The organism is Streptomyces yamdrokensis (genome assembly GCF_053890455.1).
Map to the genome: position 1 here is coordinate 1,683,029 of NZ_CM132679.1, position 20,480 is coordinate 1,703,508.

At 71.7% G+C, this 20,480-nt stretch carries 18 protein-coding genes and 1 pseudogene; 5 read left to right on the top strand and 14 right to left on the bottom strand.

Going from position 1 to position 20,480, the window contains the following annotated elements; translation table 11 throughout:
- The first annotated feature begins 1 nt into the window (after position 1).
- Positions 2-490 carry a GNAT family N-acetyltransferase gene (locus ACWZEH_RS06925; protein ID WP_456196569.1) on the top strand — a complete coding sequence of 163 codons (489 nt, stop codon included), beginning with the start codon at positions 2-4 and terminating at the stop codon, positions 488-490.
- A gap of 132 nt (positions 491-622) precedes the next feature.
- Here the strand turns inward: ACWZEH_RS06925 and ACWZEH_RS06930 are convergent, their stop codons facing one another.
- Complete coding sequence (locus ACWZEH_RS06930; RefSeq protein ID WP_456196571.1) at positions 623-1,093, bottom strand: hypothetical protein; 471 nt, start codon at positions 1,091-1,093, stop codon at positions 623-625.
- Positions 1,094-1,405: 312 nt separating this feature from the next.
- Here ACWZEH_RS06930 and ACWZEH_RS06935 point away from each other — a divergent pair, with 312 nt between their 5' ends.
- From ACWZEH_RS06935 to ACWZEH_RS06950, 4 genes and pseudogenes are all read left to right on the top strand, one after another.
- Positions 1,406-1,984: a SigE family RNA polymerase sigma factor gene (locus ACWZEH_RS06935; RefSeq protein ID WP_456196572.1), complete on the top strand. Its 579-nt coding sequence runs from the start codon at positions 1,406-1,408 to the stop codon at positions 1,982-1,984.
- Positions 1,981-2,838 (top strand): hypothetical protein, encoded by an 858-nt coding sequence (locus ACWZEH_RS06940; RefSeq protein ID WP_456196574.1) that lies wholly within the window; start codon positions 1,981-1,983, stop codon positions 2,836-2,838. Before ACWZEH_RS06935 ends, ACWZEH_RS06940 begins: the two co-directional genes overlap by 4 nt.
- Before the next feature lie 142 nt (positions 2,839-2,980).
- Positions 2,981-3,811, top strand: a complete 831-nt coding sequence (locus ACWZEH_RS06945) for a pectate lyase (RefSeq protein ID WP_456196576.1) — start codon at positions 2,981-2,983, stop codon at positions 3,809-3,811.
- A 198-nt stretch (positions 3,812-4,009) separates the two neighbouring features.
- A pseudogene (locus ACWZEH_RS06950) lies at positions 4,010-5,101 on the top strand (glycoside hydrolase family 43 protein); the annotation flags it as partial.
- Between the two features lie 22 nt (positions 5,102-5,123).
- Here ACWZEH_RS06950 and ACWZEH_RS06955 read toward each other — a convergent pair.
- The 13 genes from ACWZEH_RS06955 to ACWZEH_RS07015 all read right to left on the bottom strand — a co-directional run bounded on the left by ACWZEH_RS06955 (position 5,124) and on the right by ACWZEH_RS07015 (position 20,448).
- A complete protein-coding gene (locus ACWZEH_RS06955; protein WP_456196578.1) occupies positions 5,124-6,224 on the bottom strand; it encodes a dienelactone hydrolase family protein in 1,101 nt (366 codons plus the stop codon).
- Entirely contained in the window at positions 6,221-7,402 is a 1,182-nt protein-coding gene (locus tag ACWZEH_RS06960) for a pectinesterase family protein (RefSeq protein ID WP_456196580.1), read from the bottom strand. Before ACWZEH_RS06960 ends, ACWZEH_RS06955 begins: the two co-directional genes overlap by 4 nt.
- A 111-nt stretch (positions 7,403-7,513) precedes the next feature.
- The gene (locus ACWZEH_RS06965; protein ID WP_456196582.1) at positions 7,514-8,863 is read right to left on the bottom strand and encodes a pectate lyase family protein; all 1,350 of its coding nucleotides are present in this window, start codon (positions 8,861-8,863) and stop codon (positions 7,514-7,516) included.
- A gap of 32 nt (positions 8,864-8,895) precedes the next feature.
- The gene (locus ACWZEH_RS06970) at positions 8,896-9,702 is read right to left on the bottom strand and encodes a rhamnogalacturonan acetylesterase (RefSeq protein ID WP_456196584.1); all 807 of its coding nucleotides are present in this window, start codon (positions 9,700-9,702) and stop codon (positions 8,896-8,898) included.
- A 193-nt stretch (positions 9,703-9,895) separates the two neighbouring features.
- Positions 9,896-11,260: an ABC transporter substrate-binding protein gene (locus tag ACWZEH_RS06975; protein ID WP_456196586.1), complete on the bottom strand. Its 1,365-nt coding sequence runs from the start codon at positions 11,258-11,260 to the stop codon at positions 9,896-9,898.
- 108 nt (positions 11,261-11,368) lie between these two features.
- Complete coding sequence (locus tag ACWZEH_RS06980; protein WP_456196588.1) at positions 11,369-12,934, bottom strand: glycoside hydrolase family 43 protein; 1,566 nt, start codon at positions 12,932-12,934, stop codon at positions 11,369-11,371.
- Positions 12,931-13,776, bottom strand: coding sequence for a DUF6807 domain-containing protein (locus tag ACWZEH_RS06985; RefSeq protein WP_456196590.1), 846 nt, complete (start codon positions 13,774-13,776; stop codon positions 12,931-12,933). The genes ACWZEH_RS06980 and ACWZEH_RS06985 overlap by 4 nt, the downstream gene beginning before the upstream one ends.
- Entirely contained in the window at positions 13,773-15,095 is a 1,323-nt protein-coding gene (locus ACWZEH_RS06990) for a Gfo/Idh/MocA family protein (protein ID WP_456196591.1), read from the bottom strand. Before ACWZEH_RS06990 ends, ACWZEH_RS06985 begins: the two co-directional genes overlap by 4 nt.
- The gene (locus ACWZEH_RS06995) at positions 15,092-15,994 is read right to left on the bottom strand and encodes a carbohydrate ABC transporter permease (RefSeq protein WP_456196593.1); all 903 of its coding nucleotides are present in this window, start codon (positions 15,992-15,994) and stop codon (positions 15,092-15,094) included. The genes ACWZEH_RS06990 and ACWZEH_RS06995 overlap by 4 nt, the downstream gene beginning before the upstream one ends.
- Positions 15,991-16,926, bottom strand: a complete 936-nt coding sequence (locus ACWZEH_RS07000) for a carbohydrate ABC transporter permease (RefSeq protein WP_456196595.1) — start codon at positions 16,924-16,926, stop codon at positions 15,991-15,993. The genes ACWZEH_RS06995 and ACWZEH_RS07000 overlap by 4 nt, the downstream gene beginning before the upstream one ends.
- A gap of 125 nt (positions 16,927-17,051) precedes the next feature.
- On the bottom strand, positions 17,052-18,797 hold the full coding sequence (araD, locus tag ACWZEH_RS07005; RefSeq protein WP_456196597.1) for an L-arabinonate dehydratase: 1,746 nt from the start codon (positions 18,795-18,797) through the stop codon (positions 17,052-17,054).
- Complete coding sequence (locus tag ACWZEH_RS07010; RefSeq protein ID WP_456196599.1) at positions 18,794-19,702, bottom strand: dihydrodipicolinate synthase family protein; 909 nt, start codon at positions 19,700-19,702, stop codon at positions 18,794-18,796. The genes araD and ACWZEH_RS07010 overlap by 4 nt, the downstream gene beginning before the upstream one ends.
- Positions 19,699-20,448, bottom strand: coding sequence for a GntR family transcriptional regulator (locus ACWZEH_RS07015; protein ID WP_456196601.1), 750 nt, complete (start codon positions 20,446-20,448; stop codon positions 19,699-19,701). The genes ACWZEH_RS07010 and ACWZEH_RS07015 overlap by 4 nt, the downstream gene beginning before the upstream one ends.
- Between the last annotated feature and the right edge of the window lie 32 nt (positions 20,449-20,480).

Below are 20,480 nucleotides of genomic sequence, written 5' to 3' on the forward strand. Positions count from 1 at the left end.
CGTGACCGGCCCGCAGGTCGCGCCGCGCGCGGTGCACGGGAGCGGTCTGCCGGTCTTCCACCGGCAGTCGAACGACCCGGAGGCGCTGTGGACGGCGGCCTTCACCGCCGGGGACCCGGCCGGCCGGGAGGCCTTCGAGGACCACCGGGCGCGTATCCGCACCGCGCCGGACGTCGTCGCGCGCACGGTGCTGTGCGACGGCGACGTGGTGGGCCACGCGGCGGTGCACGGAACGGCGGGCGAGCGCGAGGTGACCTACCGGACCGACCGCGCGTACTGGGGCAGGGGCATCGCCACCGCCGCCCTGCGCGCTCTGCCGGCCGAGGTGACCGGGCGTCCGCTGCACGCGCGCGTGGCCGCCGACGACGCGGGGTCGCTGCGGGTCCTGGAGAAGTGCGGTTTCCGGGTCGTCGCGCGGGAGACGGGGTATGCGCCGGCCCGGGGCGCCGGGACCGACGAACTCGTCCTCGCCGTCATACCGGCCGGCTGAACGGCTTTCCCCCGGCGCTCGGCCGGCGGACACCGGGTTTCGCGCCACGAGTTCGTCAAGGCGCTGAACCTTTCCGGCCGGGGAGCCGTCTGTACCGGTGACGGGCCGCTCCCTCCCCCCGGGGGCGGCCCGTCACCTTCCGCGGAGGCCGGTCCTGTCCTGCGTCCTGCCCCACGCCCGGGATCTGCTCGATCGGGTCGATCGCGAGGAACACCGGGAACAGTGCCGAGGTCCCCCCTCCCCCGGCAACCAGTGGATCTCCTTCGCCCTGCCCGGCACCGGCTGGAGCAGCGCGTGGGCGACGGGGCCGGCTCCGATGCCGTTGGTGATCGAGCAGGTGAACGGCATGACGGCGGTCACCAGGGCGGTGGCGATGGTGAGCCGGACGGGGTCGGGCTGTTCGCCGGACCTGCCCTTCGCACTGCCGGGGATCAGCGGGTCGAGGACGAGGACGCAGGCCATGGTGAAGAGCGTGGCGAAGCCGCCGCGTATCTCCCGGCCGACGGTGGAGCCGCGCGCCGATATCCTGAGGAACCGGCCGACGGTGTTCCCCGCGGAGGGCGGGGAGTCCGGCTTGCCGGCCACCTGTTGCGAGTCGGACACGGCGAACGCTCCTGAGCGCCTGAGTGGTTGCCGGCCCTCACCGGTGACGGCCGGTGCCTGAGTGAGCCGGGTGCGGATGCCGCCGGATCGTGCCCGCGCCGAACCGCGTTCAGGTGTGCTTCGCGTTTACGGATTCGGGCGCCGACCGGCCGTTCGACGTTCGGCCCTCCGGACGAACCCGTGGGTGATCACTGCTACGCTCCGGATCTCGCGCACGGTCCACTCCGGATGTTCGCATGTCATCTACATGACACACACCGTCACTTGCCGGGGCTCACGGGCCCCCGAAACCGCAGCGAGGGGAGGTCGCCCGTGGGCACACTCGTCGACGACGCCGCCTCTGTGGAGTTCCACGCCTTCTTCGAGCGTCACTACGCCGAACTGTCGCGACTGGCCGCCCTGCTGACGGGCGAGGCGGACACCGCCGACGACCTGGCGGCGGACGCCCTGCTGGCGTTGTGGCACCGCTGGGACCGGGTGCGCGCCGCCGACCACCCGGTGGCGTACGCGCGGGGCGTGGTCGCCAATCTGGCCCGCACCCGTATACGCAGCGCGGTGCGCGAGCGGCGCCGGATCGCCCTGTTCTGGTCGCAGCGCGAGGAACGGGCCGAGAACCCGGATGTCGCGGGGGTGGTGGATGTGCGGGAGGCGTTGCGCCGGCTGCCGTTCCGCAAGCGGGCGTGTGTGGTGCTGCGGCACGCCTTCGACCTGTCGGAGAAGGACACCGCGCTCGCCCTGGGCGTCTCGGTGGGTACGGTGAAGAGCCAGACCTCGAAGGGGATGGCCGAACTGCAGCGGCTGCTGGGCACGGCGGAGGTGCCACGGCGGGTGCACGCCGTGGCGGGACACCCGGGGGAGCCCACCGGCGAGGACACGGGAAGGGACCGATGACGATGCGGCGGGACGTGCACGACGAGCTGCGCGCCCGGCTGCACGAGGCGGCCGGGGAGCACGAGCCCGACCGGGAGCGCATCCTGGCCCGGGTCGAACGCGGCATGGCCCGCCCGGCCCGGCCCGGCCGTCGGGCCACGCGCCCGCCGGCGCTCGGATGGGTCCGGGTGGCGGGCACGACGGCCGCGGTGGCCGGAGTGCTCGCGGTGGGCGGATTCGCGGTCGCGTCCGTGGTGACCGATGCGGAGCCTCCCGCGCAGCGGCAGGTGGCGGTCTCGCCGACAGCGGAGCCCGCGCCGTCACCGGACGCGACGAGCCGGGCGCCCCTGCCTCCGGCGGAGCCGTCGACGGACCCCTCGGGGGAGACCGGCGAGCCGGGTTCGGCACCGGCCCGCACGCCGGGGACGGGGACGCCCGCGACAAAGGCGCCGGGGGCCGTTCGGCAGCCCGAGGACGTCGAGGACGGGCCGTTGTGGTCGGACGGCTCGGTGGACCGGCACAGCAACGAGTTCTGGGCGCAGAGCAACGTCACCCTGAAGACCACCGAGCGGCTGACCGCGCTCACCGTGGAACTGCGGATCGCGCAGACCGGCGGGGTCTCCTCCACGGGTGCCTGGCGTTCCCCGCCCGAGAAGGACTTCAGCCTGACCACCGACGAACGGGACGGCTTCGTCGTCTACACCTGGACTCTCAGGAAGGACCGTACGGTCGCGCCGGGCGAGTGGGTCTTCGCGGGGCAGTACGACCACGCACGCGGTGGCCGGGACGCCAAGGCGGACACGTACACCGCGACGGCCGCCACCGGCTCCGGACAGCTTCTGGTGGGCGGCGACTTCGCGGCCCAGGACGACTGACGTGCGGTGGAAGTCCCGTCGTTCGCCCGCGGGGCGACGGCGGCCGGGGAGAAGCCGGAAAAAAACTTCTCGCTCGCGGCAACTCTTCCCCGCCTTGCGGCAACCAAGAGGCGAAACGATTCTCCTCACGCAAGGAACGAGCATGACTGCACGAGCCGAACAGCCCGTCTCCCACCGCCGCCGGACCGGCAGGAGGCGGGCGGTGATCGCCGGGGTTTCCGCGCTCGGCGTCACGGGTGCGGCGATCCTCACCTCGACGATGCTGTCCACCGCGAGCGCCGCCTCCTCGTGGCCCTCGGACACCGGCAGCAAGCCGGTGCCGAAGACCATCCCGGTCTCCGGGTCCCTCGACGGCGGCATGAAGAAGTACTACGGCACCGGCGACCTGGGCGGCGACAGCCAGGACGAGGGCCAGGACCCGGTCTTCGAGCTGGCCGACGGTGCCACGCTCAAGAACGTCATCATCGGCACCCCCGCCGCCGACGGCGTGCACTGCAAGGGCAGTTGCACGCTGCAGAACGTGTGGTGGCTGGACGTCGGTGAGGACGCCGCCAGCTTCAAGGGCAAGTCGTCCTCGGCGCAGTACAAGGTGATCGGCGGTGGCGCGAGGAAGGCCGACGACAAGGTGCTGCAGTTCAACGGCGCCGGGACGCTGACGGTGAGCGGCTTCCAGGTCGAGGACTTCGGCAAGCTGGTGCGCTCCTGCGGCAACTGCAAGACGCAGTACAAGCGCACGATCGTGCTGAAGGACATCGACCTGACGGCCCCCGGCAAGTCGATCGTCGGCATCAACACCAACTACGGGGACACCGCCACGCTGTCGCAGATCCGCGTCCACGGGGACAGCAAGAAGAAGATGAAGACCTGCACCCGCTACCAGGGCAACAACACGGGCAAGGAGCCGAAGGACCTCGGCTCCGGCGCCGACGGGAAGTACTGCAAGTTCTCGGACTCGGACATCACCTACAAGTGACCCCGCCGAGCACATGACCGACGCCCCGGCGGGTGAACTCCCGCCGGGGCGTCCGCGTCGCGCGCTGGACGCCGGCGAAAACCGGCGAAACCTTTCGACCCCGCTGCCCCGTCCGCGCCGGTTGACGGTGTCCCACCAGCCGGTGACACTCCGAGGGCCGACTCCGACGGAATCCCCCACACTCCCACAGGAGGCGCCATGCGTCGCCGGCCCGCCCGCACGCTCCTGCCCCGCCCCCTGTCCGTCGCCGCCTTCCCGGCGCTCCTGCTCGCCCTGCTGCTCTCCCTCCTCACCGCTGGGCCCGGCGCCGCGGAACCCGGAACCCCGCCCGTGCCCAAGGCCTCCTACGCCGGATACCTCTTCGCCTACTTCACCGGTGAGGGAACCGCCGACGGTGAGCAGATCCGCTACGCCCTCAGCCGCGGCAACAACGCGCTGAGCTGGCGTGAGCTGAACGGCGGCCGACCGGTGCTGACCTCCACGATCGGTGAGAAGGGGCTGCGCGATCCGTTCGTGATCCGCTCCCCCGACGGCGGCAGGTTCTACCTGATCGCCACCGACCTGCGGATGTACCAGGGCAGCAGCGGCAGCTGGGACGAGGTCCAGCGGCACGGCAGTAAGTCGATCATGGTGTGGGAGTCCACCGACCTGGTGAACTGGACCGACCAGCGTCTGGTGCGGGTCTCCCCCGGCACCGCCGGCAACACCTGGGCGCCCGAGGCCTACTGGGACGCGTCACGGAACGCGTACGTCGTCTTCTGGGCGTCGAAGCTGTACGCGGCCGACGACCCCGGCCACACGAGGTCGACGTACAACAGGATGCTGTATGCGACCACCCGGGACTTCCGCACCTTCAGCGAGCCGAAGATCTGGAACGACCCCGGCTACTCGGTGATCGACTCCACGGTGGTCGAGCACCGGGGCACCTACTACCGGTACACCAAGGACGAGCGCGACCCGTCCTCCGGCTCCCCGTGCTCGAAGTTCATCACCGGCGAGAAGTCGGCGGACCTGACCTCGACGTCGTACACCTTCGTCGCCGACTGCATCGGCAGCGGGGCGATGAGCCGGGGCGAGGGGCCGACGGTGTTCAAGTCCAACACCGAGGACAGGTGGTACCTGTTCATCGACGAGTACGGCGGCCGGGGCTACCTCCCCTTCGAGACGACCGACCTCGCCTCGGGCCGCTGGACCCCGTCCACCACCCACCGGCTGCCCGCCAGTCCCCGGCACGGCACGGTGATCCCGGTGACGCGGGCGGAGTACGACCGGCTGCTGGCCGCGTACCCGTAGGAGCCCGGGCCGGCCGCCGTCACAGGACGGAGGCCAGCCAGGCGTGGACCTCGTCCTGCATCGCGCCGTCGAAGACGTGGCCGCGGTCCGGCCACGTCTTCAGACGCAGTCGGTGGCCGGCGTCCTGTGAGCGCCATACGGTACGCAGCCGGCTGTATGCGGTCCGCACGCCGTCGGCGGGGAACAGCGGGTCGAGCCCGCCGTGGAAGAACAGCATCGGCCGGGGTGCGGCGATGCTCGCCACGTCGGGGATGTCCAGGTGCCGGGTGAGGCCGGGGTGGAGCATGTGGAACGCCGACTGCCCGCGCAGCGTGTTGTTGCCGGGCACCATCATGTCCTTCAGCCCGGTCATCCAGCACACGCTCGCCGCGGCCGCGATGTGGTCGCTGAGGGCTGCCACCTGCCAGGCCCGGTAGCCGCCCATGGAGAAACCCAGGGCGGCCACCCGGCGGGAGTCCACCCTCTCGAGGCCGGCCAGGAAGGCGGCGGCACGCTGGTCCTCGCGGGCGTGGAGTCCGGCGAGCGAGGAGCCGAGGTGGAAGAGGTTGCTCGCCAGTTCCTGCTGCCGCTCGTAGGTCAACGGCCCCCGCTCGCCCCAGCCGAGGGCGTCCAGACAGAGCACGACGTAGCCGCGCCGGGCGAGTTCGTCGCCGACGAAGCGTCCGCCGAAGTGCCGCGCGGCCCACTGCTCGGCGGAGGCGAGACGGGTGCCGGTGGCGTCGTACCAGGGGCGGACGCACTTCTCCTTGCCGATGTCGAAGCGGGAGCCGTGGTCGTGCAGGAGCAGCACGGCGGGGAAGGGACCGGTGCCGCGCGGGGTGAGCAGCGCGCCGCGGACTCTGTCGTAGCGGGTGAGGGAGAGGGTCACCACCTCGCGTGTGCACCCGTCCTCCTGCTCGCCCCCGGCGGGGCCCGCGGTGAACCCGGGTGCGTACGGGGTGTCCGCCTGGTCGTCGACGACGAGCAGGTCCTCGACCTTGTCCCGGGCCGCTCGCCGCCACGCGTCGAAGTCCCGGACGGGTGAGGTGCCCCAGGCGAGGGGGAACGTCAGGTCGTCCTTGAGCGCCTGGTGGAGGCCGGTCGGGCCCGGGACGGGGACGAGGGCGGAGGCGGAGGTCACTTCGCGGCCGGCCGGGGGCGCCAGTCGCCGAGGTAGGTCCCGGGAGTGTGGGCGGCGGCCTGGTCCCGGGTGAGCCGGGGCCGGTTCTCCGGGACGGTGACCACGGCGCCGGGACCGCTGTTGCGGTACTCGGCGAAGCGCTGGTCCTGCCAGGGGTGACCGGCTGCCATGTTGGTGTAGGGCGCGACCGCGTCGATGCCGGGGCCGAGGTGGGTGTCGCGGACGGTGAGCATCGGGCGGGCGGTGGGGTCGGAGCTGGGCACCCAGGGGCGGGCCAGCTTGTAGTGGCCGTCGGGTGCCTCGCTGCTGATCCTGCTCTTCGTGACGAGGTAGCCGCGCGGGTTGGCGCCGGCCGTGGAGGGCGCGAAGACGAAGCCGTACGGGGCGCCGGCCAGGTCCGGGCGGATCAGGGTGCGGAAGTGGCAGTGCTCGAAGACGGCGGTCGCCCGGCCGAAGACGAAGTCGACGTCGCCCTCGGCGTAGCAGTGGGAGAAGTACTGGCGGGCGAAGGTGTCCAGGGAGGGGGAGTCGGCGTACAGGGTGTCCTGGTGGCCGAGGAACCGGCAGTGGGTGAAGGCGCTGCGGTCGCCCTGCACCTTGAGGGCGACGGCCTGGGTACCGCTGGTGCCGGGGAGGTCGGTGCGCAGCCAGTCGTTGGCGAAGGTGATCCACCGGGCGGTGAAGCCGTCGGGGCGCACGGTGGTGGTCGCGGAGCCGGAGGTGCCGTAGGTGCCGGAGCCGTCCGGCTTCGGGGTGCCGGCCGCGTTGTCGTACACGATGACCACGTCGCGGGGGTTGTGCGAGGCGCCGATCCAGGTCATGCCGGTGCGGTCGGCCTCGACGGAGACCGTCTCACGGTAGGTGCCGGGGGCCAGGACGAGGACGCGTCCGGTGCCGGTCGCGGCGGTCACGGCCGCCTGGACGGAGGTGAAGTCGCCGGCACCGCCGGGGTGGACGTACAGGGTCCTGGGGGTCAGACGGTCGGCGGGCGAGCCGTACCGGCCGAACGGGCGGCGCGGGTGAACGGTCGGCCGGGCGGCGTGCGCGGCCTGCGCGGGGGCGGCGGCCAGGGCGAGCGCGGTGGCGGCCGAGGCGCCCGCGAGCAGGAGGCCCCGTCGGGAGACGGGCGCGGACGGGCGCGGGGGGAACGGCAGCGGGCGGCCGTGGGGCGAGGGCATGCGGATACTCCTTCGGTACGGGAGCGGACGGGACGGACCGGGGCGGGTGCGCGCCACAGTGGGGGTGGCACGCGCCCGCCCCGGCGTCAGGGGTGCGCGGGGCAGGGGAGGTCAGCGCAGACGGCCCGCTCCCGCACCGTGCTTGACCAGCGCCGGGACCGCCCGCACCCGGTCCACGTCGGCGCGCAGGGTGGGTGTCCAGCCGGCACCGGACCGGAGGGTCTCCTCGGGGATCTCCGCGTTGTGCACGGCGATCAGGTCGACCCGCTTGCCGTTGACGAGGTTGTTCCCGGCGGTGAGCGGCGAGTCGTTCCACCGCTTGAGGATCTTGCCCGGGGTGACGCCCTTCGCCAGGGTGAACGCGTTGTGCTCGGCGACGAGCTGGGACTCCTTGCCGATGCCGAAGCTGTAGGAGAAGCCCTGCTTTGCCACGAAGTGGTTGTTGTACACGTCGACCTGTCCGAAGCGGACGCGCGGAGCTCGCTCGACCAGCTTCGAGAACAGGTTGTGGTGGAAGGTCGTCTTCAGCTTGCCCCGGTCGCCGACGGCCGTGGACTCGCCGTCGCTGTTGCCGATCAGGATCGTCTTGTCGTGCTCGGTGAAGATGTTCCAGGAGGCGGTGACGTAGTTGGCGCCGCGGACGATGTCCAGCTCGCCGTCGTGCTGCTGGTACAGCATTCCGAAGTGGGTGGGCGCGGCACTGTCGGGGTGCTCGCCGTCGGTGAAGGTGTTGTGGTCCAGCCAGACGTGGGTGGAGTTGTACACGACGGCGGTGTCGTACTCGGAGTTCCAGTTGCCGCGGTCGCCGTCGGTCGGGTCCCACTGCGGGAAGCAGTCGAGCGGGCTCTCGAGGGTGAGGTTGCGGACGATGACGTTGTCGACGTCCTTGATCTGCAGGCTGGCGCCCTTGAACCCGGCGTTCTTCCCGATGCCGATGATCGTGGTGTTGGCGGGGACGTTCGCCTTGATCTCGGCGCTCTGGTTGTCCGCGGAGGTCCTGCGCAGTCCTTCGGGGCTGTCGTCGCTCTCGTCGCTCAGGTCCTGTTCCCGGCCCCAGGTCTCGGGCGCGTACTTCTCCAGGTAGGCGTCGAAGTCGTAACCGGGGGCGGCGAGCGAGTCGCAGCCCGCGGAGACCGCGTCGATGGTCCCCCGCACCTTGATGATCTTCGGTGCGCTGCCCCCGTCCGCCAGGGCCGCCTTGAACCCGGCCCAGTCGCTGACGGTGTAGACGTGCTCGGGGGCGGCGTCGGCGCCTCCGGTGGTGCCGGTGCCGTGGGACGCCCAGCCGTCGTTCGCGCCGAGGGTCTGCCGGGCGGGATCGCGGTGCTTGCCGGGGTGATCACCGTGGTGAGGACCGTGGGCCTGGGCGCCGGTGCCGGTCAGGGCCAGTACGAGGGCGGTGCAGCCGGCCAGCGTGGCGGCCTTCATGCTGGCATGAGCATGCCATGTCGGTCTGTTCATGGTGCGGCTCTCCCTTTTTCTCGTTCGATCGGTCAGGCGGTGGCGCCGGCGTCCGGCCAGGTGATCCACGATTCGGGGATCACGTCGTTCAGCCGGCGCACGTCCCGCGGCCCGAGCACCCGGGTGCGCAGCAGCTCCCGGGCGACCAGCCGCGCCACGGCGATCGCGCCGGGCGGGTTGAAGTGCGTGTTGTCCTGCTCGGTCGCGGTCCAGTTGAAGTACTTCTTGGTCTCCTCGACACCGAGCTCCTGCCACAGCGCCAGCGACAGGGCCTGGGTGTCGAGCAGCGCGACCCGCTCCTCGCCGGCCAGCGCCCGCATCGCCGCCGGGTAGTCGCCGTGACTCGGCACGGCGGCGCCGTCCGCGTCGAACCTCCGGCGTTCCACGGGGGTGGCCAGCACGGGCCGCGCCCCGCGGCCCCTGGCCCCGTCGACGTACAGCCGCAGGTGGTCCTGGTACGTCGTCCAGGGCTCGGTGTGGCGGGCCGGGTCGGTGGCCTTCTCGTCGTTGTGCGCGAACTGGATCAGCAGGAGGTCGCCGGGCCGGACGGCGGCGAGGATCGCGTCCAGTCGTCCCTCGTCGACGAAGCTCTTCGAACTCCGCCCGTTCACTGCGTGGTTGACGACGTCGAGGCCGGGGCGGAGCAGGAAGGGGAGCGCCGTGCCCCATCCGGTCTCGGGGGCGGCGTCGGCGTATTTCTGGGCCGCCGTGGAGTCCCCGGCGATGTACAGGGTGCGGGGGCGGGGGCGCCCGGGGGCGGCCTGGGCGGTGCCGGTCGCGGCGAGGGCGAGGGGAAGGCCGAGACCGGCGGCGGAAACCTGTCTGCGAGTGAGCGACACAAGCCTGTGCCTTTCAGCAAGGGGTCCGGGAGTGCGCCGGGCGGGGCGCGGGACTGTACCTGTGCGTGACCGCGCCGGGCGGGTGCGGCTGGTCGCGGGGGCGGCCCGTGGCCCGGAAGGGACGGGCCGCCCCCGCGGTGTCACCGGATACCGGAGACCGGATCCAGTGGTGTCGTCGGCTGTCGAACGCCGCTCAGGCCATCTGCTCCTGCCACTCGGCCTGGGCCTCGTTCAGCTGCTCGGCCAGGTTGTCGAGGAAGTCCTTGGCGCTCATGTCCCCGAGCAGCACCTTCTGGAAGCTGGGCTCGTTGTCGGCCTTGGAGATGGTGTTCCAGTCGGGCAGGTAGTACGGCAGCTGGACGATCGTCGTCGACCCGTCGCTCAGCGCGTCCGCGGCCAGCTTCGTCGGCTCCGCCTTCTGGATCCAGTCGTCCTTGGCGGCGTCGAGGTTGGCCGGCACCTGTCCCGCGGACTCGTTGAACTTCGAGTTGGCCTCGGCCGAGGTGGCGTACTCGATGAACTTCCAGGCGGCGTCCTTGTTCTTGGAGCTCTGGAACACGCCGAGCCCGTCGACCGGGTTGGAGACCTGGACGCGGGCCCCGTCGGGTCCGGTCGGCTGCGGGATGCCCCGGAACTTGTCGGCGCCGATCGCCTTCACGTGGTCCTGGTAGGAGCCGAGGTTGTGGTTGAGCATGCCGATGGTGCCCGAGTCCCACTGCGCGACCATCTTGGTGAAGTCGTTGTTCAGGTCGGCGGCGGGAGTGGTCTCCTTGAACAGACCCGCGTACTTCTCCAGGGCCTCGACGTTCTTCGGGTCGTTGACCGTGGTCTTCTCACCGGTGGAGTCCCAGAACGTGGTGATGCCGGACTGTCCGTACATCGCGTCCAGGGCCTGGGCGATGGAGCCGGCGCCACCGCGGATGGTGTACCCGAACTCGTTCTCGCCCTTGTCGCTGAGCTTGCCCGCGGCCTCGAAGAAGCGGTCCCAGGTGGTCGGCTCCTCGAGACCCGCCGCCTCGAACAGGTCGGTGCGGTAGTAGAGGACTCCGTTGTTCGCGGAGGTCGGGATCGAGTACAGCTTGTCGTCACCGCCGCCGGCGGCCCGCAGCGACTCGACCATGTCCTTGTTGAGCTTCCCCTCGAGGGACGACTCCCCGAGCCGGTCGTCCAGCGGGGCGAGCGCCTGCTGGGCGGCGAAGCCCGCGAGCATCGCCGCGCCGACACCGCCGACGTCCGGCAGGCCGCCGCCCTGGATGGCGGTGTCGACCTTGGACTGGTACTCGGTGGACGCGATCCCGACGTACTCGACCTCGATGTCCGGGTTGGCCTTCTCGAAGTCGGCGATGATCTCCTTCCAGATGTCGGTGCGGATACCGCCGTTGTTGTCCCAGAAGGTGATCTTGCCCGTGCCGCTGCCCTCGGCACCCTGGTCGCCGCCCGCGCCGCTGCCGTCGTCGCCGCAGGCGGTGACGGTCAGCGCGAGCACGGCGCCCAGGGCGACGGCGGCCGACGTCCGGCGCCTGCCAGTGCTGCTGCTTCTGCGATTGCTGATCTTCATTGGTCGGCTCTCTTCTGCTTCTGGTTCTTCTGGTTCCAACGGGACTTTCTGAACTTGCTGGACTTGCTGGACTTGCTGGACCGTATGTGGGGGTACGGGGGCCGGTGGTTACGCGGGACTGATCCTGAACCGTGTGAAGGTCGCCGTCCCGGCGTGCCCCTGGCCCGTCGGGGCCAGGGCGGTCAGGCCGAGCAGGGCGCCGACCCAGCGCCACGGGGTGGCGGCGAAGACCTGCCCGAAGGGACGGAAGCCGTCCCCGGTGTCGTACGAGAAGCGGCAGCGGGCCTGGGGGCCGGCCTCGATCCGCAGCCGGGCCCGGCCCTCGGGGGCGAGCCGGGGGTGACCGGCGTCGCGCTCGCCCTCGGCGACCGTCTCGGCGAACCGGTGCACGAGGTGTGTCGTGCCGTCCGCGCCTCGCTGGAGCCCGATCCAGGCGTAGGCGTCCCCGAGGACGGCGAGGCCCGCCCGTGCTCCGGGCTCCTCGCTGTCGAGCCGCAGTTCCACCTCGACGGTGCACGGGGTGCCGGGCAGCCGCTGGGTGAGGACGTTCGGCAGTTTGCGCAGGTCGTGCGCGTCGGCGGTGCGGACGCAGGTGAGCCGCAGGCCGTCGGCGGAGTGCTGGGTGGCCCAGCCCTCCCGGGGGTTGGCCGTCCACTGCCACTGACGGCCGTGCCGGCCACCGGGGAAGTCGTCGTCGGTGGCGGGCGCGGCGGCCGGCTGGGCGGGCAGGTCCGGGCGGCGGTGCCCGGCGACGGGGGCGCCGTCGTCCCCGATCACCGGCCAGCCCCCTCCGCCACCACTCCCGCCTTCGCTCGAACCGGAGGTGTCCGCGGCCCGGTCCCAGCGCATCGGCTGGAGGTGCACGACCCTGCCGTACGCCCCACGCTGCTGGAAGTGCAGGAACCAGTCCTCACCTGACGGAGTGCGCACCCAGCCGCCCTGATGGGGCCCGTTGACGTCGGTGTCCCGCTGTTCCAGGACGACCTTCTCCTCGTACGGGCCGAAGAAGTCGCGGGACCGGAAGGCACCCTGCCAGCCGGTCTCCACTCCCCCGGCGGGCGCCAGGATCCAGAACCAGCCGTCGTGCCGGTAGAGCTTGGGCCCCTCCAGGGTGAACCAGCCGGGGATGCGGTCGGCGTCGACGATCACCTTGCCCTCGTCGAGGAGTTCGGTGCCGTGGGGGTGCATGCGGTGGCCGGTGAGACGGTTCTTGACGCCGGAACGGGACCTCGCCCAGGCGTGCACGAGGTACGCCTCGCCACTCTCCTCGTCCCACAGCGGGCACGGGTCGATCAGGCCCTTGCCCGCCTTCACCAGGTGGGGGCGGGTCCAAGGACCCCGGATCTCGGGGGCGTTGATCTGGAAGATGCCCTGGTCCGGGTCGCCCCAGAAGATCCAGAACCGGTCGTCGTGGTGGCGCAGGGAGGGCGCCCAGACCCCGCGGTCGTGCCGGGGCGCCGCGAACTCGCCCTCGGGTTCGAGGCGTTGCAGCGCGTGGCCGACGAGTGTCCAGTTGACCAGGTCGCGGGAGTGCAGCAGCGGCAGTCCGGGGACGCGGCCGAAGCTGGAGGCGGTCAGGTAGAAGTCGTCGTCGACGCGGATCACGTCCGGGTCGGACCAGTCGGCGTCGAGCACCGGGTTGCGATAGGTGAGGTCCGTCGGCGGGGCGCTCACGGGCTCACCGCCTTGCGGACCAGGGCGGCGGCGTCGTCCCTGCCGAGGCGGCCGTCGGCGACGACGGTGACGACGCGGCGGACCACCGTCTCCCCGGGCGGGATGGGCAGCCGTGCGTCGTGGGCCAGGGAGGAGCCGACGCCGGGGTACTCGGCGGTGCGCACGAACCAGGGGTCGCGGCGGGTCGTCCCGGTGGCTCCGGCGAACACCAGCGTCCAGTCGGCGCCGGTCAGGGCCAGCCAGTCGGCCGGGCGGCCGTGCACCGTTTCCTCTCCCTGGGCGGAGGCGGTGAAGACGTCGGGCTCCGCCTCCTCCTTGCGGGCCCGCCAGAAGAAGCCTCCGTAGGCGGCGCCGGGGCGGCCGTTGGTGGCCGGGCTGCCGACGGAGAGCGGGGCCTTGGTGACGTTGGTGAGGGAGAAGGTGAAGTCCAGCGCCCAGGCGGTGTCGGTGAGTCCGGTGGCGGCGACGGTGCGGCGCTCCCGCAGCAGCTCGCCGGGGGCGGCGGTCCAGCGCAGTTCCTCCACGAAGCCGTCGGGGTCCCGGAGCTGGAAGCCGGAGTGCCGCTGGGAGCCGTGGTTGTCCAGCTCGGTCGGACCCCGGTCACGGACGTAGGTGCGCCCGCCCCAGAAGTTGTGCCCCTCGACATCGGGAACGGCGACACCGACGCCGAGGTGGTGGGTGTGGTCCGCGGGCGACAGTTCGGTGACCGTCGTGCCGGCCAGGGTGGTGACGGGGTGCAGATACGGGCGCGGGGAGAGCCCCGGGGGCAGCTCGGGCCGGGTGACGTACCGGCCGACCGGCCGGCCCGCGACGCGCAGGATCGTGAAGTCGTCGCTGGTCATCGGGTGCTCACCTCTTTCGGCGGGTGCGGTGCGGTCTGGTGTCCGGACCGCGGCGCGGACGGTTCTTCAAAGTGCCGTACGGGCTCGGGTACGTCCTGCCGTACGGGCAGGGCCCAGGAGGCGCCGAGTTCGGAGTAGAGGGACAGGGTGTCGGCGGCGGCCGCGACGAGGCCGTCGACGCCGGGGACGACACGGCGGTTCTCGCCGGGGACGTGGTGCCACGCGCCGTCGGGCAGCGGGGCGGGGTCGGGGGCGCGCCGGATCGCCTCGACGACCTTCATGAAGGCGCCCGTCCCGTCCGGCGTGACGAGCAGCGGGGCGCCGGTGACGAGGTGGTCGACGAGGTTCTCCAGCAGGTCGGTCCGGCCGAAGTGGAGTTCCTCGGGGCCGTGGCCCGCACGCTGGACCAGGACGCGGTCCTGCTTGTACCAGAAGGTGATCCTGCCGCTGGTGCCGTGCACCAGGACGTACGGCTCGTCGGCCCGCTCGGCGCACAGGGTCGCGGCGACGGTGACCGGCCGGCCCTGTGCGGTGGTGACGCGGACGCAGGAGGTGTCGTCGGACTCGATGTCGTTGGCGCGCAGCAGTTCGGTCTCGATGCCGGTGACGTCCTCGGCGCGGGTGCTGCCGGACAGTGCCAGGGCAGTGGCGACGGCGTGGGCGAGGGGGTTGGTCAGCGCCCCGTCGATCACGTCGACGCCGTGCAGCCGGCGCCGGCCCGCCCAGGGCGCCCGCCGGAAGTAGTCCTCCGGGCGCACCCACGCCCCGGCGCCACCGGTCCCGGTCGGCCGGCCGATGGCACCGTCGGCGACCAGTGCGCGGATGGCCGGCACGGCGTGCGAGCCCAGCGACTGGAAGCCGATCTGGCAGGCGATCCCCGCGGCGGCGACCCCGTCGGCCATCCGCCGGTACTCGGCGTAGGACGGCGCCGGCGGCTTCTCCAGCAGGAGGTGCACGCCCCGTTCGGCCGCGGCGAGGGCGAGGTCGGTGTGGGTGTGGATCGGGGTGCACACGACCGCGATCCGGGCTCCGGTGGACTCCAGCAGGGCGCCGAAGTCGGCGGACTGCTCGGGCGGTCGGCCCTCGAACCCGCCACCCCCGAACCCGCCGCCCCCGAACTCGTCCTCGGTGAGCGGGGTGAGCTCGCAGACGCCGGCCAGCCGGACGAGCCCGTCCTCCTGGAGCCTGCGGATGTTCGCCAGGTGCCAGCGGCCGTGGCCGCGGGCGCCGGCGAGCACGACGGGCAGCGGCTCGGACCGGGCCGTGGCGCCGGACGCGGCCTCGGTGGCGGCCTGAGGTGCGGCCTCGGGTGCGGTCATCCCTTCACCGCCCCCGCGCTGAAGCCGGTGATCAGCCACTTCTGGATGAAGGCGAACACGATCACGACGGGCACGGCCGCGATGATGCCGCCCGCGGCGAGGGCGCCGAGGTCGACGCTGTCCGCGCTCATCAGGGTGTTCAGACCGACCGGGATGGTCTGCTTCTCCTGGTTGTTGAGGAACATCAGGGCGAACAGGAAGTGGTTCCAGGAGTGGACGAAGGCGAAGGAACCGACGGCGATCAGTCCGGGCCGCAGCAGCGGCAGGACGACCACCCGGAACGCCCGCATCCTGCTGCACCCGTCGACCCAGGCGGCCTCCTCCAGCGAGTACGGCACGTTCTTGATGAAGTTGCTGATCAGGATCATCGACAGCGGCAACTGGAAGACCGTCTCGGCGATGATGACGCTGAGCAGCGAGTTGATCATCTGCAGCCCGGCGAAGATCTCGAACAGCGGGACCAGGAGCAGTGCGCCGGGTACGAACTGGGAGCACAGCAGCGCGAGCATGAAGACCCGCTTGACGCGGAAGTCGAACCGGGCGAGCGCGTAGCCGCCGGCCAGGGCGACCAGCGTCGTCGTGATCAGGGTGGCGACACCGACGAGCACGCTGTTCTGGAAGAAGGTGCCGAAGGCCCGGTCCGTCCACACCTTCTCGAAGTGGGCGGTGGTCATGGGCCAGGGCACCAGCGAGGTCGAGCCGGCCGGGCGCAGGGCGAAGAGCAGGATCCAGTAGAAGGGGATGAGGGTGAACAGGAGGTAGATGCCCAGGGGAAGGTAGATGTGCCATCGGGGCACCTCGTCCCAGGCGCGGTGCTTCTTCCTCGCGGGGCGGCTCGGCGGCTCGGCGGCGGAGCGCGCGGGGGCGGGTGCGGCCGGGGAGGCCTCTTGGGTGATCACTTGCTTTCGCCTCCGAACTTGCTCAGCCGCAGATAGACGATCGAGCAGAAGAGCAGAATCACGAACGCGACCGTGGTGAGCGCCGACGCGTAGCCGAAGTCGTGGGCGTCGACGCTGGTGTTGGCGATGTACAGCGGGAGCGTCGTGGTCACGCCGGCCGGTCCGCCGCCGGTGAGGGTGTAGAGCAGGTCGACGTTGTTGAACTCCCACACCGCGCGCAGCAGCGTGGACAGGATGATGGCGTCCTTGAGGTGGGGCAGCGTGATGTGCATGAACTGCTGGAAGCGGCTGGCCCCGTCGACCTCGGCGGCCTCGTACAGGTCCTTGGAGACGGACTGGAGGTCGGCGAGGATGAGGATGGCGAAGAAGGGGACACCGCGCCACAGGTCGGCGACGACCACCGCCGAGAAGACGGTGGAGGTGTCCGAGAGCCAGCTGGTGCCGTACTCGCCGATGCCCATGTCGGCGAGGTAACGGGTGATGCCGGTCTGGGAGTTGTAGAGGAGCACCCAGATCGCCGAGGTCAGCACCCCGGAGACGGCCCACGGGGAGAAGACCAGGGCGCGGCCGATGCCCCGGCCGATGAAGGTCTGGTTGACGATGAGCGCCAGCGCGAGCCCGAACATCAGCTGGAGGCCGACCTCGACGACGACCCACTTGGCGCTGAAGACCAGGGTGTCCCAGAACAGCGGGTCCTCGGTGAAGAGGTGGACGAAGTTGTCGAAGCCCGCGAAGCCGTTCCGCCACGGCTTGGTGGGGTTGTACTCCTGCAGGCTGTAGTAGAAGACGCTGATGACCGGGTAGGCGATGAAGCCCAGCATGAGCAGACCCGCCGGGGCGATCAGCAGGTAGGGCAGTCTGCGCGGCGTGGCGGAGGCACGGCGCCGCCTCGGTGGCGTGGGCGGTTTCGCCACGGCTGCGGCTTGGGCCATGACTGTTCTCCGTTTCTCGGTGTACGTCGTGCGTGCGGTGCGGGGGTGAAGCGCTTTCTTCTCAGGTCTGCGGGTGTCCACGCGGTCCGGGGCCGGACCGCGCTGTACGGGGGTGGTGCTCGCGGTCAGCCCGCGTAGGGGTCCTGCACCGTGCCCGGCCGGGCGAGGAACTCGAAGTCGCAGCCGGTGTCGGCCTGGGTGACCTGCTCGTTGTAGAGCGCTCCGTATCCGCGCTCGTACCGTGCGGGCGGGGGCGTCCATGCGGCCCTGCGCCGTTCCAGCTCCTCGTCGTCGATCTCGAGCCGGAGCAGCCGGCGTTCGACGTCGAGGGTGATCAGGTCCCCGGTGCGTACGAGGGCCAGCGGTCCGCCGACGTACGACTCGGGGGCGATGTGCAGCACGCAGGTGCCGTAGCTCGTGCCGCTCATCCGGGCGTCGGAGATCCGCACCATGTCCCGCACCCCCTGCCTGAGCAGGTGGTCGGGCAGGGGCAGCATGCCGTACTCGGGCATGCCGGGCCCGCCCTTGGGGCCGGAGTTGCGCAGCACGAGCACGTGGTCGGCGGTGATGCCCAGGTCCGGGTCGTTGATGGTGCGCTGCATGGTCCGGTAGTCGTCGAAGACGACGGCGGGGCCGGTGTGTTTGAGCAGGTGCGGTTCGGCCGCGATGTGCTTGATGACGGCGCCGTCGGGGCAGAGGTTGCCGCGCAGGACGGCGACCCCGCCCTCGTCGGCGACGGGCTTGTCCCGGGGCCGGATGACGTCGTCGTGGTGCACCTGCGCGCCGGCGATCTGCTCGCGCAGGGTGTCGTGGGAGACGGTGGGCCTCTCCAGGTGGAGCAGGTCCTCGATCCGGGAGAGGAAACCGGGCAGACCTCCCGCGAAGTGGAAGTCCTCCATCAGGTACGTCTGCCCGCCGGGCCGTACGTTGGCGAGCACCGGGACGGTGCGGGCGATGCGGTCGAAGTCGTCGAGGGTCAGGGCGACGCCCGCGCGGCCGGCCATGGCGATCAGGTGGATCACGGCGTTGGTGGAGCCGCCGAGGCCCAGGACGGTCGTCACCGCGTCCTCGAAGGCGTCCGCGGTGAGGATGTCGCTCAGTTTCCGGTCCCGGTGGACCAGTTCGACGATGCGCAGCCCGGCCGCGGCGGCCATCCGGTCGTGCCCGGAGTCGACGGCCGGGATGCTGGAGGCGCCCGGGATCGTGACGCCGAGGGCCTCGGCGGCGGCGGTCAGTGTGGACGCCGTGCCCATGGTCATGCAGTGGCCGGGCGAGCGGGCCAGGCCGCTCTCCAGTTCCTGCATCTCGCAGTCGCCGATGACACCGGCCCGCTTGTCGTCCCAGTACTTCCACATGTCGGTGCCGGAGCCGAGCACCTCGTTGCGCCAGTGTCCCGGCAGCATGGGTCCGGCCGGCACGAACACCGTCGGCAGGTCGGCGCTGGCCGCGCCCATGAGCAGGGCGGGCGTGGACTTGTCGCAGCCGCCCATCAGCACGGCCCCGTCGACGGGGTAGGAGCGCAGCAGTTCCTCGGTCTCCATGGCGAGGAGGTTGCGGTAGAGCATCGGGGTCGGCTTCTGGAAGGTCTCGCTGAGCGTGGAGACCGGGAACTCGAGCGGGAAGCCGCCCGCCTGCCACACCCCGCGCTTCACGGCCTGCGCGCGGTCGCGCAGGTGGACGTGGCAGGGGTTGATGTCGGACCAGGTGTTGAGGATCGCGACGACGGGCTTGCCCAGGTGCTCCTCGGGCAGGTAGCCGAGCTGGCGGGTGCGGGCGCGGTGGCTGAAGGAACGCAGCCCGTCCGTGCCGTACCACTGGTGGCTGCGCAGCTCCTCGGGCCGCTTCCTCGGTGTGCTCGCCGGGGTGCTCACACGGACCACCCCGCGGCTATCGCGGCGACCTCGGCCCGCTCGTCCTCGGGCAGCGGCCTGCTCGGCGGGCGGACCTCGCGGCGGCACAGGCCGAGGGAGGCGAGGGCCTCCTTGACGACGGTGACGTTGTTGGCGGAGCCGTTGGCGGCGCGCAGTTCCTCGAAGCGCCGGATCTGCTCCCAGACCTTCATGGCACTCGCGTAGTCACCCGATCTGAGCGCCCCGATCATGTTGAGCGACACCGACGGGGCGACGTTGACCAGGCCGGAGGTGAAGCCGGTGGCGCCCGCCGAGAAGTAGGAGGGGGCGTACGGCTCGGCGAGCCCGGCGACCCACACGAACCGCTCGATGCCGGCGTCCCGCGCGAAGGCGGCGAACTTCGCCGCGTCCGGCACGGCGTACTTCACGCCGATGACGTTGGGGCAGGAGTCGGCGAGTTCGGCGAGACGGGCGCCGGTGAGCTGGGGGTTGCGGATGTAGGGGACGACGCCCAGGCCGGGCACGGCCTCGGCGATGGCGCGGTGGTAGTCGACCCAGCCGCTCTGGGAGACGTAGGGGTGAACGGGCTGGTGCACCATCACCATCCGCGCGCCGAGGTCACGGGCGTGCCGTGCGGAGGCGACGGCGGTCGGCACGTCGTGTCCCACGCCGACCAGGACGGACGAGCCGTCGCCGGTCTCCTCGAGGGTCAGCTCGGTGACCGTGCGCCGCTCCTCTGGGGTGAGGGCGTAGAACTCGCCGGTGTTTCCGTTGGGCGTCAGGGTGGTGATGCCGGCGTCGAGGAGGCGGCGCAGCAGGGCCCGGTATCCGGCCGGGTCGACGGAGCCGTCCTCGGCGAACGGGGTCACCGGGATCGCCACCACGTCGGCCAGGGCCGCCCGCTGGGTCTCGAACGTCGTCGTCATGCCTGACCGTCCTCTTTCTGGGCTGCCGGGGCGGCCGTGGCTTCGGGGTTGTCCGTGGTCTCGAGGATGTCCTGGGCTCCCCGGGTCCCCAGGCCTTCCTCGATTCCGAGTTCCGCGCCGGGGAAGGCCCGGCGCACGAAGGAGGCGATGTGCGCGTGCAGGGCGCGCGCCGCGCCGGCCGCGTCGCCCGCCAGGGCGAGCCGCAGGATCTCGCGGTGCTCGCTCGCCTCCCGCTCCCAGGAGGGGTCGGCGGCCCAGGCGACGGCGGAGACGAGTGCGGCCTGGTCGCGGACCTCGTCGAGCATCCGGCTGAGCAGCGGGTTGCCGCACGGCAGGTACAGGGCGCGGTGGAACTCGCGGTTGGTCAGGGAGCGTTCGGCTGTGTCGGTGGCCTCGTCGGCCCGCGTCAGCGCGTCGCGGGCGGCGTCCAGGGAGGCGCCCCGGCGGACGGCGCGCCGCAGCGCCTCGGGTTCGAGGAGCAGCCGCACGTCGTAGACCTCGCGTGCCATGTCCGCGTCGACCATGCGCACCGTGACGCCCTTGTACTGGCTCATCACGACCAGTCCGGTGCCGGCCAGGGTCTTGAGCGCCTCCCGCACCGGGGTCTTGGACACCCCGAACTGCGCCGCGAGTTCGGTCTCGACCAGAGCCTGGCCCGGCGTGAGCCGGCCGGTGAGGATGCGTCGTTTGATCTCTTCCAGCACGTACTGCGTGCGGGAGGGGATCGGCATGGGCACAGAGGTCATGCGCGCCTCTCGGAATCTCGCGTATCGCGTCT